The 14031-nt window shown below is 71.4% G+C and carries 12 protein-coding genes and 1 pseudogene; 7 read left to right on the top strand and 6 right to left on the bottom strand.

Features of this window, described 5'->3' with window-relative positions:
• Nucleotides 1-164 precede the first annotated feature (164 nt).
• From OG429_RS38260 to pspAB, 7 genes and pseudogenes are all read left to right on the top strand, one after another.
• Nucleotides 165-1280 carry a sulfite oxidase gene (locus tag OG429_RS38260; protein WP_328929860.1) on the top strand — a complete coding sequence of 372 codons (1116 nt, stop codon included), beginning with the start codon at nt 165-167 and terminating at the stop codon, nt 1278-1280.
• Nucleotides 1277-1705 (top strand): annotated as a pseudogene (locus OG429_RS41645) (MBL fold metallo-hydrolase); the annotation flags it as partial. The gene OG429_RS38260 and the pseudogene OG429_RS41645, both read left to right, overlap by 4 nt.
• A gap of 465 nt (nt 1706-2170) precedes the next feature.
• Nucleotides 2171-3022, top strand: coding sequence for a sulfurtransferase (locus tag OG429_RS38255; RefSeq protein WP_328930547.1), 852 nt, complete (start codon nt 2171-2173; stop codon nt 3020-3022).
• A 345-nt stretch (nt 3023-3367) separates the two neighbouring features.
• Nucleotides 3368-4144 carry a PspA/IM30 family protein gene (locus OG429_RS38250; RefSeq protein WP_328929859.1) on the top strand — a complete coding sequence of 259 codons (777 nt, stop codon included), beginning with the start codon at nt 3368-3370 and terminating at the stop codon, nt 4142-4144.
• Nucleotides 4141-4419, top strand: coding sequence for a PspA-associated protein PspAA (pspAA, locus tag OG429_RS38245; protein ID WP_328929858.1), 279 nt, complete (start codon nt 4141-4143; stop codon nt 4417-4419). Before OG429_RS38250 ends, pspAA begins: the two co-directional genes overlap by 4 nt.
• Nucleotides 4420-4424: 5 nt before the next feature.
• Nucleotides 4425-5339 carry a zinc metalloprotease HtpX gene (gene htpX, locus OG429_RS38240; RefSeq protein ID WP_328929857.1) on the top strand — a complete coding sequence of 305 codons (915 nt, stop codon included), beginning with the start codon at nt 4425-4427 and terminating at the stop codon, nt 5337-5339.
• 17 nt (nt 5340-5356) lie between these two features.
• Nucleotides 5357-5935, top strand: a complete 579-nt coding sequence (gene pspAB / locus OG429_RS38235; RefSeq protein WP_328929856.1) for a PspA-associated protein PspAB — start codon at nt 5357-5359, stop codon at nt 5933-5935.
• Nucleotides 5936-5947: 12 nt separating this feature from the next.
• On the opposite strand, the gene OG429_RS38230 is transcribed toward pspAB, so the two are convergent.
• The 6 genes from OG429_RS38230 to OG429_RS38205 form a co-directional block, all read right to left on the bottom strand.
• On the bottom strand, nt 5948-8152 hold the full coding sequence (locus OG429_RS38230; RefSeq protein ID WP_328929855.1) for a sulfatase-like hydrolase/transferase: 2205 nt from the start codon (nt 8150-8152) through the stop codon (nt 5948-5950).
• Between the two features lie 74 nt (nt 8153-8226).
• Nucleotides 8227-9369: an LLM class flavin-dependent oxidoreductase gene (locus OG429_RS38225; protein ID WP_328929854.1), complete on the bottom strand. Its 1143-nt coding sequence runs from the start codon at nt 9367-9369 to the stop codon at nt 8227-8229.
• Between the two features lie 10 nt (nt 9370-9379).
• Nucleotides 9380-10426: an LLM class flavin-dependent oxidoreductase gene (locus tag OG429_RS38220; protein WP_328929853.1), complete on the bottom strand. Its 1047-nt coding sequence runs from the start codon at nt 10424-10426 to the stop codon at nt 9380-9382.
• Nucleotides 10423-11805, bottom strand: coding sequence for an NtaA/DmoA family FMN-dependent monooxygenase (locus OG429_RS38215; protein WP_328929852.1), 1383 nt, complete (start codon nt 11803-11805; stop codon nt 10423-10425). The genes OG429_RS38220 and OG429_RS38215 overlap by 4 nt, the downstream gene beginning before the upstream one ends.
• 23 nt (nt 11806-11828) lie before the next feature.
• Complete coding sequence (locus OG429_RS38210; RefSeq protein WP_328929851.1) at nt 11829-13052, bottom strand: LLM class flavin-dependent oxidoreductase; 1224 nt, start codon at nt 13050-13052, stop codon at nt 11829-11831.
• Nucleotides 13053-13203: 151 nt separating this feature from the next.
• Nucleotides 13204-14001: a GNAT family N-acetyltransferase gene (locus tag OG429_RS38205; protein ID WP_328929850.1), complete on the bottom strand. Its 798-nt coding sequence runs from the start codon at nt 13999-14001 to the stop codon at nt 13204-13206.
• Nucleotides 14002-14031 lie beyond the last annotated feature (30 nt).

Here is a 14031-nt window from a genome sequence, read left to right as displayed (position 1 = left end):
TGACCGGCCACCAGGCACATCGCCCAGACCCCCCGCAACGACGGCCCGGGGCTTGGCCAGATCCTGGACGAACCGTCGATTCGTCCCCATTTCCCCGTAGTCAAGAGACCTAGACTGGAAGAAATCGCGTCGTGCTCGTCACGAGCCCGACGGAAGGCGCGGGCATGACCCCATGGCCAATTCCAAGCGGGCCCGGTGCGACGGCCTGGACACCGGAGCAGGTCACGGCCGACCCGTACAACGCCCAGACGCCGGCGGCCGCCCTCGCCGAGCCGGTCACGCCCGTGGGTGCCTTCTTCGTACGCGATCACTTCGGCACCCCGCGAACAACCCCCAGCCGGTGGCGGCTGCGTGTCGGCGGGGCCGTGGCGGCCCCGTTGGACATCGGCTACGACGAGCTGGCCGCTCTGCAGCGCCGGGAGCTCGACGTGGTGCTGGAGTGCGCCGGAAACGGCCGCAGTCTGATGACACCCCGTCCACCGGGCCTGCCCTGGGGCCAGCGGGCGGTCGGCTGTGCACATTTCGCGGGAGTGCCGTTCCGCGCCCTCGCCGCCCGGGCCGGGATCGAGCCGGGAGCAGTGGAGGTCGTCTTCGCCGGGGCCGACTCCGGCACGGTGCACGGGCTCCCGACGGCCTTCGAGCGCAGCCTGCCGCTGGAGGCGGCCCTGCACCCCGACACCCTCCTCGCCACTCATATGAACGGCGAGCCGCTCGCCCCCGAGCACGGGGCGCCGGTACGCCTGGTGGTTCCTGGCCGGTACGCGGTAGCCGACGTGAAATGGCTGGTCGAGGCACGGGCCGTGACAGAGCCGTTCACCGGTGTCTTCCAGGCCGAGGAGTACGTCTACGCCGCCTCGCTCGGCATTCCCGAGGGCCCCGTGACGACCGTGCGGATCAAGTCGCACATCACCGAACCCGAGCCCGACGCCGCCATCCGCCGAGGTCACGAGGCCGTCGTACGCGGCCACGCCTGGTCGGGCGGCGGGGTGCCCGTGCGGCGGGTGGAAGTCCGGGCCGAGAACGAGGAAGGCGAAGGAAACGGCGAAGGCGAAGGCGAAGACTGCGGCCGGGAGTGGCACGACGCCGTGCTCGAGCCGTCGGCCGGGCCGTACGGCTGGACCGGCTGGTCGTACCGGTGGACGCCGCAGCGGCCCGGCCCGTACCGGCTGCTGTCCCGCGCGACCGACGCGCTCGGCGACACCCAGCCGCCGCGGGCACCGTGGAACGCCCATGGCTACGGCTGCAACCCTGTGGCATCCGTGGCGGTGGTCGTCGTATGAACGAGATCGAGATCATGACCACGGCTTCGCTCGGTGACACCAGCCATCTCCTGGTGAGCGGTGACGAGGCCGCGCTGGTCGACCCGCAGCGGGACAGCTGGGGCCTGATGGAGTCGTGTCCCGCCAGGGGGGTGCGCATCCGCTACGTCCTGGAGACGCACGTGCACAACGACTACGTCTCCGGCGCTCTGGAGGTCCGCGCGGCGACCGGAGCCACGGTGGCAGGCCCGGCCCGCGCGCCGTACGCGTTCGACCACCTGCCCCTGGCGGAGGACGACGAGATCACCGTCGGCGATCTGACCGTACGGGCGATGGAGACCCCCGGTCATACCGCCGAACACACCTCGTACCTCGTCTTCGACGACCTGCGGGAGGCGCCGACGGCCGTCTTCACCGGGGGCAGCCTCCTCGTCGGCGGCGTCGGCCGCACCGACCTGTCCGGCGAGGACGGGCGCAGTTCCGCACGCTCCGGCGACTGGCGCGGCTGCCCGACGTGGCGATGCTGCAATTGCTGCGGATCGGCTACGAGAACGTCCCTGGGTATCTGGCCGGCGGCATCAACATCTGGGTCGCAGCCGGCCGCCCGCTGCGCGCCTTCCGCACCGCGGACGCGTCCGAGCTGGCCGGGCACATCGCGCCGGGAAGCGGGTACTCGACGTACGGCCGGAGCGCCCGGAGGGCGGAATCCCGGGCACGCTCGCCGTACCGCTCGCCGAGACACCCCGGGGCCGGGAAATCTGGACGGTGTGCGGGAGCGGCCGCCGGGCGGCCATCGCGGCGAGCCCGCTCGACCGGGCGGGCATCCCCGTCACGGCGGTGACGAGGGGAGGCGTACAGGACCTGATGGCACACGCATGACAGCGGGAAGAGGAGGAGAGGAGTGGAGGACCATGGGCAGCAACGGCTACGCCCATCCGGAGACACTGGTGGACACCGACTGGCTCGCCGCCCACCTCGACGACCCGACCGTCCGCATCATCGACGTCGACGAGGACACCACCGCATACGAGCAGGGCCACATCCGGGGCTCCGTGGGATGGAACTGGACCAAGGACCTGCACACCGCCGTGGGGCGCGACTATCTGGACCGCGACGCGCTCGGGCAGCTGCTGGCCGAGGGCGGCGTCGAGTACGACAGCACCCTCATCCTGTACGGAGGCAACAACAACTGGTTCGCCGCGTACGCCTACTGGATCCTGCGGCTGCGCGGCTTCAACAAGGTGAAGCTGCTCGACGGCGGCCGCAAGAAGTGGGAGCTGGAAGGCCGCGAGATGACTGCGGAGGTCAAGACGCGCCCGCGCACCGACTTCACTGTGACGGGTCAGGAGAACCCGCAGTTCCGCGCAATGCGCAGTGAAGTGCTGGAAAGCCTGGGGTCCGGCGTCCGCATGGTCGACGTCCGGTCCCCGGAGGAGTACCGCGGCGAGAAGCTGGCACCACCTCACCTGCCGCAGGAGCAGGCCCAGGTGCCCGGCCACATCCCGGGCGCGGCCAACATCCCCTGGGCGCAGGCGGCCAACGACGACGGGACGTTCAAGTCGGCCGGCGAGCTGAAGGCGCTCTACACGGGGAAGGGCATCACCCCCGACCGCGAAGTGATCGCCTACTGCCGTATCGGTGAGCGCTCCTCGCACACCTGGTTCGCACTCCACGAACTGCTCGGCTACCCGGACGTCAAGAACTACGACGGCTCCTGGACCGAGTACGGCTCCCTGGTGCGTGCCCCCGTCGAGATGGGCTGACGTGAAGGCCCGCGGCCGCAAGGAGAGGTCCGGGGAGCCGGCCTGCGCGGACCACCTGGCCGAGGTGCCCTGGATCCTGGTCGAGCAGGGCGCGGACATCTACTGCCGAGCCAGAGGCTCCGCCCCGGCCGAAAGGACACCGCGACCGACCAGATGCTCCCTCCCGGCTCCGGGCGCTTGCCGCGCCAAGGGTGATGGTTACGGGCTGCCGGTCAGGGGATGTGCCCGGAGAATGGAACCAGCGCGATGGTCGTGACCTGCGACGGAACCGCTCCCACACGCCGAAGGCACGGGGGGTGGGCCGCCGGTCACGCAGGATGCGTCAGGCCCGAGGAGGCGGTCGTCATGACCAGCATCACCGCCCGCATCACCGCCTTGTTCCGGGTCAAGGCGAACAAGGCCCTGGACCGGGCCGAGGATCCGCGTGAAGTCCTGGACCACTCCTACGAACAGCAGCGGGAGATGCTGCAACGGGTACGGCGCGGGGTGGCCGATGTCGCGACCAGCCGCAAACGCGTCGAGCTCCAGGTCAACCAGCTCCAGCAGTCCGGAGACAAGCTCCAGGCTCAGGCCCAGCAGGCTCTGGCGGCCGGCCGGGAGGACCCGGCCCGCGAGGCCCTGACCCGCCGTACGGCCGTCGCCTCGCAGATCACCGACCTGGAGGGGCAGCTGCTGTCACTGCGGCAGCAGGAGGAGAAGCTGGCCCTGGCCGCACAGCGCCTTCAGGCGAAGGTGGACGCCTTCCGTACCCGCAAGGAGACGATCAAAGCCGCCTACACCGCGGCCGAGGCCCAGACGCGGATCACCGAGGCGGTCACCGGCATCGGCGAGGAGCTGGGCGATGTCGGGCTGGCCATGCAGCGGGCCCAGGACAAGACCGAGCAGATGCAGGCCCGCGCCGGCGCACTCGATGAGCTGATGGCCTCCGGGGCGTTGGAGGACGCCACCGTGCCGGCCGGGCACGACGACATCCTTGCCGAGCTCGAGCGCATGTCCGCAGGCCAGGACGTGGACAGGGAGCTGGCCCGGATGAAGGCCGAGCTGCCTGCCGCCTCCGGCCCGGCGGCGGTGGAGGCGCCGGAACGGTCGAAGGGGCCGTCGGACCCGGAGGCGACGTCATGATCATGCGGATTCTCGGCGAGGGCCAGTACGAGATCGCCGAAGGGCACCTGGTCCGACTCGACGAGCTGGACACCGCCCTGCAGTCGGCTGCCGACGCGGGCAACGAAGCGGCGTTCACGGCCGCGCTGTCGGCCCTGCTGGACGCCGTGCGCACGCTGGGCACACCGCTGCCGGACGAGGCGATCACGCCGTCCGACCTGGTACTTCCCGATGCGGACACCAGCCTCGCCCAAGTGCGCGAACCGCTGTCCGACGAGGGCCTGATCCCGGGGTGATGGCGATGCGCAGCCGTTTCGAGCCCGACCGGCAGCTTACCGCCCGAATGGCGGTCACGATGTTCCTGCTGGGGCTGGTGTACGTGGCGTTCATCGCCGCGCTGATCGTGCTGCTCAAGTCCACCGTCCTGGTCGTCGTCATCGCCGCCGCACTGCTCGGCGCGCAGTACTGGTACTCGGACCGGATCGCCCTGTACGCCATGCGCGGGCAGATCGTCACGTCCGAGGAGCAGCCCGAGCTGCACGGGATCATCGACCGGTTGTGCGCGACGGCCGACATGCCCAAGCCGCGGGTCGCGGTCTCGCGCATGGACCTGCCCAACGCGTTCGCGACCGGACGCAACGCCAACCACGCCGTGGTGTGCGTCACCACCGGGCTCCAGCGCCGCCTGACCGTGGAAGAACTCGAAGGCGTCCTCGCGCACGAACTCTCCCACATCGCGCACCGGGACGTCGCGGTGATCACCATCGCCTCGTTCCTGGGCGTGATCGCCGGACTCATCGTCCGCTTCGCGTTCTACTCCCAGCTGTTCGGCGGACGCGGACGCGACCAGAACACCGCCGTCGTCTTCATGGCCGTGATGGTGGTCTCCGCCCTCGTCTACGCGCTCAGCTTCCTGCTGATCCGGGCGCTTTCCCGCTACCGCGAACTGGCCGCCGACCGCGCCGGAGCCATGCTCACGGGCAAGCCGTCCGCCCTCGCCTCGGCCCTGACCAAGGTCACCGGGGACATCGCCCGCATCCCGACGGAGGACCTGCGTACCGCGCAGGCGTTCAACGCGTTCTTCTTCACCCCCGCCCTCGGCCCCGGCACGGCGGTGGCCAACCTGTTCTCCACCCACCCCAGCCTCGAACGCCGGCTCGCGGCCCTCGCGGAGCTTGCCGCCGAGCTGGGCGGACCGGGCGGCGGAACACCGTGAGAGGGAGCTGAGGCCCCGTGGGTTTCTGGGACACGCTGCTGGGGCGGTCCAAGCCGGTCAGACCCGACCTGGACCAGCTCTTCGGCCTGCCCTCGGCGGCCATCACCCTCCAGGCGGCCATCGGCTTCACCCCGACCGGAGCGGGCTCGGTCTGCTTCGCCTCCATCGAGGGCGGCGCCTTCACCCAGGTACAGCAAGAGGTACGGGCCCTGCTGGACGCGGACTCCGAGCGCGGCGGCGCACCGGTGGAGTTCAGCCGTGACAGTTACGGCTACTCGTGGCTGCTCTCCCACCGCGCCCCCGACGACCTGCCCGCGCTGGTGGGGGACCTGCACGCGGTCAACACCGCGTTGCAGGACAGCGGCTTCGGCCCGCAGCTCCTGTGTTCCCTCGTCTCCTTCCGCGATGCCGAGCTGCGCTCCCTCGCCCTGGTCTACCTGTACAAGCGCGGCACCTTCTACCCCTTCGCTCCGCTGCCCGGTCACAAGCGCGACAACCCCCTGGAACTCCAGGTCAAGGCGGTGATCAAGGACGATCTGCGCATCGAACCGGAGTTGAGCCGATGGTTCCCCCTCTGGGGAGCCCCCGGCCTGTGAGAAGGCCGACGCTCAGAGCACGGTCACCCGGGCGAGGGCCCAGGAGGTGTGGTCGAACGCCGTGCTGGCGTTGGCGTCCTCGACGACCAGGTGCAGCAGCTTCACCCCTCGTACGTCGAGATCCACCTGTACGGGACCGCCCGCGCCGGTCAGCTTGCCGCTGGTGAACAGCACCTTCCCGTCGCCCCGCACCGAGGCCTTCGTCGCGCCGGTGGCGGCCTGGTTGGTCGAGAAGTCGTCGATGCCGACGAGCGCGGTGAAGCGGTCCGCCGCGCCGCCGAGGTGGTAGACGATCTCGGAGGGAGCATGCACGCCGAGGCCCTTCGCGTACGTCACGCCGCCGAACGAGATCGGCGTGCCGTCCCCGGCCGCCTGTCGCCCGTTGGACCGGTCGCGTTCCACCGGACCCCAGCCGTTGGTGGCCGACACCCATTCGAGATCGCTCAGATAGGAGTCGGCGACCGGCGCCGCCGGCACCGTGGAGACCCGTTCCGTGGCGGAGTAGCGCAGGGGCCCGGTCGGTGACTCCGCGGTGCCGTCGACGGTCAGCGGCCACTGCGTGCCGGCGGTGGCCTTCGCGGGCGGGGTGACCCGCCAGGTCGTGGTCAGCGTGGCGCCGGCGGTCAGCTGGTCCTTGCCGGTCGCGGTGGTGGCCTGGACCTGCCAGCCCGCCGGGGCGTGCAGCGTGAGGAGTGCGCGGGTCCAGGGCTTGCCCGACCCGTTGCCCAGGGTCGCGGTGACCGTGAAGGCCTCACCGGGAACGGCCGGCCCCTGGATCTCCGCGCGGACTCCGAAGGGCTTGCGGAGGTACGTGTCCACCCACGAGGAACGCATGAGGGCGACCAGGCCGGTCACCACGGACGGGTTGACGTCGGCGACATTGCGTTGCTCACCGAGGTCGGAGGCGAGGTCGTACAGCTCGACCTGCCACTGTGCATCGGGCAGTGCGTGGTCCCTGACGGGCGCGAACCGCACCGCCTTCCAGTGGCCCTTGCGTACCGCCTCGGCGAGCCAGGTGGCGCGGCCGTCGTCCTCGGTGTTGGCCCGGCTGGTGACGCCGCGTTCGTCCCGGTACCAGTACAGGTGATTGTGACGTGCGGCGTCCGGGCTTCCGGCGAGCAGCGGGGCGGCCGACAGTCCGTCGATGTCCGTGGGTGCGGGTGCGCCGCCGAGTTCCGCCAGGGTGGGCAGCACATCGGTGAGCGAGGTGGGGCGGTCGCTGGTCCCCGCGCCGATCCGGCCCGGGGACCATGCGATCAGCGGGACGCGGATGCCGCCCTCGTAGAGGTTGCGCTTGTAGCCGCGCAGCGGGCCGTTCGCGTCGAACAGGTCGGGGTTGACCCCGCCTTCCTCGTGCGGGCCGTTGTCGCTGGTGACGAGGAGGACCGTGTTGTCGGCGATGCCGAGCGCGCGCAGCCGGTCGGTGACCTTCCCGACGAGCGTGTCGAAGTAGGTGATCTGGGCGGCGTGGCCCTTGTTCTGCTGGGTCCAGGTACGGGAGGCGTACGCGCCGACGTCGGGGATGTCGCTCGGTGCGTGCGGCACGGTCGGCGTGAGGAAGAGCAGGAAGGGCTCGGCGGCGTGGTCGCCGATGAAGTCCAGCGCGCGCTGCTCGATGAGCTGGGGGGCGTAGGCCCCCTTCGCGCCGCCCGCGTTGGCGGCGATCGTCTCCTTCGCGCCGTTGTGCCACAGGTACTGCGGGTAGTACTCGTGCGCGTGCCCGTGGTCGATGTAGCCGTAGAACTCCTCGAATCCGCGGGAGTTGGGGTGGCTGGGCTGGTCGCCTTCCTCCGGCCCGAAGCCCCATTTCCCGATGACCGCGGTCCGGTAGCCACGGGCGCGCAGCACTTCGGCGAAGGTGGTGTCACCGGCCTTCAGCGCGCCCTGGGCGCCGCTGGGGTTGGCCCGGACGGTGGAGTGGCCGGTGTGCAGGCCGGTCAGCAGCGAGCAGCGGGACGGCGCGCAGACCGCGGCCGTCGAGTAGGCGTCGGTGAACCTCAGGCCCTCGGCGGCGAGCTGGTCTATCCGCGGTGTGGTGATCAGCTTCTGGCCGTACGCGCCGAGGTCGCCGTAGCCGAGGTCGTCGGCGAGGATCACGACGAGGTTGGGAGTCGCCGTGCCGGCGGTCGTTGCGGCCTGGGCCTCCGGTGCGGCGGGGAGGGAGGCGAGGCCGAGGGCGGCCGCGGACCCGGCGAGGAAGTGGCGGCGGGTGGGCATCGGGGGCTCCTTGGCTCTCGCGGACGGAATTCGATCATGCGGAGAACGCCGGTCTGATGGCTATGCACATGGCATTAAGAGCGTGTGACAGCTCGGCCGGCGCCTGAGCGGCGCCGCCACTCCTCGGCCAGCAGACGGTAGGAGCGGACCCGGTCCGCATGGTCGTGCGTGATGGTGGTGATCAGCAACTCGTCCGCCCCCGTGGCTCCTTGGAGCCGCTCCAGGTGATCGGCGACGGTCCGTGCCGAGCCGACGAACTGGGTGTCCACCCGATCGGCGACGAGTTCCCGGTCCGCCTCCGTCCAGGGCAGGGCGCGCGCCTCGGCGGGCGTGGGGAAGGGGATGGCGCCCTCGGCGGTACGGATGCTGCGCACCCAGGATGCGTATCCGGTGGCCAGTTCGCGGGCGGTCGCGTCGTCCTCGGCGACGACGACATCGGCGGACACCGTCACGTACGGCCGGTCCAGCTCGGCGGACGGCTTGAAGGCGGCCCGGTAGCCCTCGGCCGCCTCCAGCACCGAAGCGGGGCTGACGTGGTAATTGGCCGCGAACCGCAGCCCGTTGCGGCCCGCGGTCTCCGCGCTGACTCCGCCGCCGCTGCCCAGGATCCATACCTGTACGTCGGCCCCCTCCCCCGGGACGGCGTGCGCCTCCACCCCCTCCGGTGAGCGGTAGTCGCCGCGCAGTAGCGCGAGGACGTCGTCGACCTGCTCGGCGTAGTCCTGCGGCTGGGCACCGGGCAGGTTCAGGAGCCTCTGCTGGAGGGCGACCCGCGGATGGCCCAGCAGATGGGCGAAGGAGAACCGGGCCGGGATGCGCAGTCCGTTCGGGGTGTACCCCTCGAACGGAGGGTCCTGCGAGGTCCACTGTTGCGGACGGCCGGCCGAGCGGCCCAGGCCCAGGTCCAGGCGCCCGGGGTGCAGCGCGTCGATCAGGCCGAACTCCTCGACCGTGGACAGCGCGGTGCGGTGTCCCAGCTGGACGGCGCCGGAGCCGAGCCGGATGGTCGAGGTCGCGGAGGCGGTGAGCGCGAGGACGACCGCCGGAGAAGTCCCGGCGACCCCCGGATTGAGGTGGTGCTCGGCGAACCAGTAACGGGCGTAGCCGAACGCCTCCGTCTGCCGGGCGAGGTCGATGCTGTGGTGCAGGGCCTCGGCGGCGGTGGAGCCGGAGGAGACGGGGACGAGGTCGAGGACCCCGAGGGGGATGCCGGACATGCAGGGCTCCTTACAGGTCGGGGAAGGCGGGGTCGGGGATCTCGCGGCGCAACACCGGGGCGATCTGTGACTGGAAGAGTTCGAGGGAGGCGCGGTGCTCCGCAGGGGCGAGCCCGCCCGGCTCCGCCTGGAGGTGCAGGGCCGTGTGGCCGAACGCCTCGTGGTAGCGGTGGACCTTTTCGATCACCTGCTGGGGGCTGCCGATCAGCGCCGAGCTCCGCTCGACGAAGTCCTCCAGTGTCGGGAAGACGGGATCCACACCCTGCTGCTTGTGGGAAGCGAGGTACCGGGCGAACGCGGGCCGGTACGCCGCCACCGCCTGCTGCGAGGTGGGGGCCGCGTGGTAGCCGGCCGTGCCCGCGCCGACGACAGCGTGCGCCGGATCGTGTCCGTAGTGCTCCCAGCGCTCGCGGTAGTGGCGGATCAGTTCGGCGTACGGGCCGATTGGGTGGGTGACGTTCGCCGAGAAGAGCGGGTCTCCGTAGTGCGCCGCGAGATCGACTGAGTCCCGGCTGGTCGCACTGCCGTGCCAGACCCGCAGGGCCGGCTGGAAGGGCCTCGGCAGCACCTCGGCGCCGGCCAGCGCGGGGCGGAAGCGCGGCTCGGCGCTCACCTTGTCCTCGCGCCAGATCCGCCGGAACAGCTCGTAGCCCTCGGCGTTGCGCTCCCACTGGTCTTCCGGAGTCACGTGGAACAGCTCGCGCTGGGCCGTGCCGTTGCCCTTGCCGATCATCAGCTCCAGGCGGCCGTCGCAGAGGTGGTCGAGCGTCGCGTAGTCCTCGTACGCCCGCACCGGGTCCAGCAGGCTCAGCGTGGTCACGGCGGTGAACAGCCGGATCCTGCGGGTCAGTGCGGCGATGTGGCTGAGCACCACGGGCGGCGAGGACGACAGGAACGGCCGCTCGTGGCGCTCGCCGACCCCGAAGCCGTCGAAGCCGAGCTCCTCCGCGAAAAGCGCGGCGGCAACCACCTCGCGGAACCGCTCACGGGTGGGTGTGAGGGCACCCGTCACCGGATCCGCGGAGTTCGTGATCAGGGTGATGGCCAGGAACTTCACGAGGTCGCGGCCTGCCGGGCAACCGCTTCGGCGCCGGGCACGGCGAGCCCGAGGTGCTCGCGCAGGGTGGCGCCCTCGTACTCGGTGCGGAAGACGCCGCGCTCCTGGAGCAGCGGGACGACGGTGTCCGCGAATGCGTCCAGGCCGCCCGGCGTGATGTGGGGGACGAGGATGAACCCGTCGGCCGCGTCCGCCTGCACCAGGTCGTTGATCTGCTCGGCGACCGTGGCGGCGGAGCCTACGAAGGTCTGGCGGGACGTGGTGGCGATGACGAGTTCGCGGATCGACAGCTTCTTGGCCCCGGCGAGCTCGCGCCACTGCCGGGCGGTTTCGAGCGGGTCGTGGAACTGGCGGACGCTCGCCCGGCCGAGGGCGATCGTGTTCTCACCGGCCTCGGGGTCGACGGCAGGCAGCGGGCCGTCCGGGTCATAGGCGGACAGGTCGCGGTTCCAGACGTGCTCCAGGTACTTGATCGCGGTCTGCCCGCTGACCTGGAGGCGGCGGACCTCGTGCGCGGCCTCGTGTGCCTCGGCGTCGGTGTCGCCGAGTACGAAGGTGGCCGCGGGCAGGATCTTCAACTGGTCCGGGGAGCGCCCGTACCGGGGAAGGCGGCCCTTGACGTCGGCGTAGAACTCCCGGCCCTCGTCGAGCGTCCCGTAGCGGCCGAAGATCGCGTCGGCGGAGGAGGCTGCGAACTCGCGGCCCTCGTCGGAGTCGCCCGCCTGGAAGACCACCGGCCGGCCTTGCGGGCTGCGCGGCACGTTGAAGTGGCCTTCGATGTCGAAATGCCGCCCGTGGTGGGCGAAGGCCCCGGCCCGCGCGTCCCGCAGGAAGGCGCCCGACGCGGGGTCGGCGACGACCTCGGAGCCGTCCCAGGAGTCGAACAGCTCGGTCGCGGTGGCCAGGAACTCCTTCGCGCGGGAGTAGCGCTCCTCGCGCGGCAGGAACCCGCCGCGCCGGAAGTTCTCGCCGGTGAAGGCGTCCCAGGAGGTGACGACGTTCCACGCGGCCCGGCCCCCGGAAAGGTGGTCGAGCGAGGCGAACTGGCGGGCCACCTCGTAGGGCTCGTTGAAGGTGGAGTTGATCGTCCCGGTCAGGCCGAGGCGCTCGGTGACGGCCGCCAGGGCGGCGAGCACCGTGAAGGTGTCGGGCCGTCCGACCACGTCCAAGTCATGGATCTTTCCGCCCTGTTCGCGCAGCCGCAGCCCCTCGGCGAGGAAGAGGAAGTCGAACTTGGCGCGTTCGGCGGTCTGCGCGAAGTGGACGAACGAGGCGAAGTCGATGTGGCTGCCGGCCGCCGGGTCGCTCCACACGGTGGTGTTGTTGACGCCGGGAAAGTGGGCCGCGAGATGGATCTGCTTGAGCGGCTTGCTGCTCATGATGGGTCCTTCCGGGTCCGGGATCAGGCGGCGGGGTGGGCGGCATAACGGCCGACCGGGCGCTCCAGGCCCAGCAGTCCGCGCAGGGTGTCCGCCTCGTACGCGCGGCGGAAGACCCCGCGCCGCTGGAGCTCCGGCACCAGCCCCCGGGTGATCGCGGGCAGGTCGTGGGCGAGTACGCCCGGCCGCAGCCGGAAACCCGACAGGCCGGCCGTCCGCCAGTCCTGGAGCAGGTCCGCCAGCTGCGCGGACGTGCCGGTGAAGATCGCCGTGTCACTGGTGTACGCGGCGCCCGCGAGCGCGTCGAGGCGGCTGCGGCGAGCCTCGGCCGCCGGGGCGTCCTCGTCCAGGAACACGGTGATGTCCGCGAAGAGGTGCAACGGCTGCGCCGGGAGCCCGGCGGATCCCCGGGCCTGCCGGATCTCCGTGACCGCCGCGCGCGCCCCGTCGGCGTCGCGCACGGCGACGTATCCGACATCGGTGGACCGGGCGATGAGGCCGTACGCGGCATTGCCGTCACCGAGGGCGCCGGCAACGCCCGCCGCGGTGACAACGGGCTGCCCCTGCGGCGGGCGCGGGGTGATCGACGGCCCGCGGACGCTGAAGTGACGGCCCTCGAAGTCGATGTAGTGCAGCCTGTCGCGGTCGACGAACCGGCCGGTGGCCACGTCCCGGATCTCGGCGTCGTCGTCCCAGCTGTCCCACAGCCGCCGGATCACCTCGATGTGGTCGGCAGCCTCCTCGTAGGACTCCGCATCGGGGAGCGGGACCGCCCGGCGTCCGAAGTGTTGGTCCTCGTAGGCCAGTTGTGACACCTGGACGCGCAGGCCCGCACGTCCGCGGCTGACGTGGTCCAGGGTGGCGATCGCCTTGGATATGTGGAAGGGCTCGGTGTGGGTGGCGGTCACGGTCGGGACCAGTCCGATGTGCCGGGTCAGCGGCGCGACGCGGGCTGCGGTGAGTACCGCGTCCAGCCGCCCGCGGACCTGGTCCGTGCGCCCGTCGGGCCCGTCCGCCGAGGACGACTGGAGGGCGAGGGCGTCCTCGAAGGTGACGAAGTCGAGCAGTCCGGCTTCGGCCTCGGCCACGGCATCGGCCCAGTAGCGGGCCGTGAAGAGTTCGCCGGGCCGGGCACCCGGCTCGCGCCAGGCGGCAGGGTGCCAGCCCGCGCCGTCGAGCGCGACGGCGAGGTGCAGCGGTTCGGAGAATGCTGATGTCGATGCGGATTCCGGCGGGAATGCGGACACGTCGAATTACGCCTTCCTGATCGGCCGTGCGAAAAGAAGGCCGATGCGCGTCGCGGATTTGAGGGCGTACGAGGGGGCGGAGAAAAGGCCCGTCACCCATATCCCTTGGAAACGCTACGCCCGATAGCGGTGCCATACAATGACCGGAATATTAAGAGAAGTTGGCAGCGGTATTGCCGGGCGCGCGGACCGCCACGAAGGAGGGGCGGCGACGCACGGTGAAGCCGATCGACTCGTACAGTCGGATCGCCGTCGTGTTGCTCGCGGCGGTGTGGAGGAACGGGACGTCGCCACGCTCCCGGATGCCCGCGGCGACGGCACGGACCAGCCGGGTCGCCAGCCCCCCGCCCCGGTGGTCGGGATGGGTGCACACCGCGCTGATCTCGGTCCAGCCGGGCGGCCGCAGCCGCTCTCCGGCCATCGCGATCAGCCGGCCCCGGTGCCGGATGCCGAGGTACGTGCCCAGCTCGACGGTGCGGGGCAGGAACGGACCCGGCTTCTTGAGCCCGATCAGACCGAGGATCTCCAGTACGTCACAGGGGCCGAGCCGAACCGCCTCCGGGGCGGGTTCTGCGAGCAGCGAGGTGTCGACCAGCTGGACGCCGGGGACCGAGCCGACGGTCTCCCAGCCGTCGGGCGGGGTCAGCACGCCTGCGAGCGCGGCGATCCCGCCGTCGCCGACCAGCCTGCGCAGGTCGGCCCAGGAGTCCGGGTCGGCCGGGTCCGCGAGGGCGGCGAACGGCGAGACGTCCGACGGATAGCGGGCGGCGCGGGAGGTAGAGGGGTCGGCCCCGGGCCGGGTCGCCCGCTCCGCGAAGGCGGCGTGCGCGCCGGACAACGAGGCCCAGGCGGGGTTGTCCAGGACATGCGGGGACACCACAGTGCCCAGGCTCGCACTCGCACGCGCACGCGTACCCGTACTGGTGCTGGGACCTGCGTTCGTGCTCATGGGGCGGGCTCTCCCTCCGTGGCGCGGCCC

Source organism: Streptomyces sp. NBC_00190, assembly GCF_036203305.1.
GTDB lineage: Bacteria > Actinomycetota > Actinomycetes > Streptomycetales > Streptomycetaceae > Streptomyces.
Note: the sequence above shows the minus strand (reverse complement) of the source record. Positions and strands in the feature narration are given on the sequence as shown.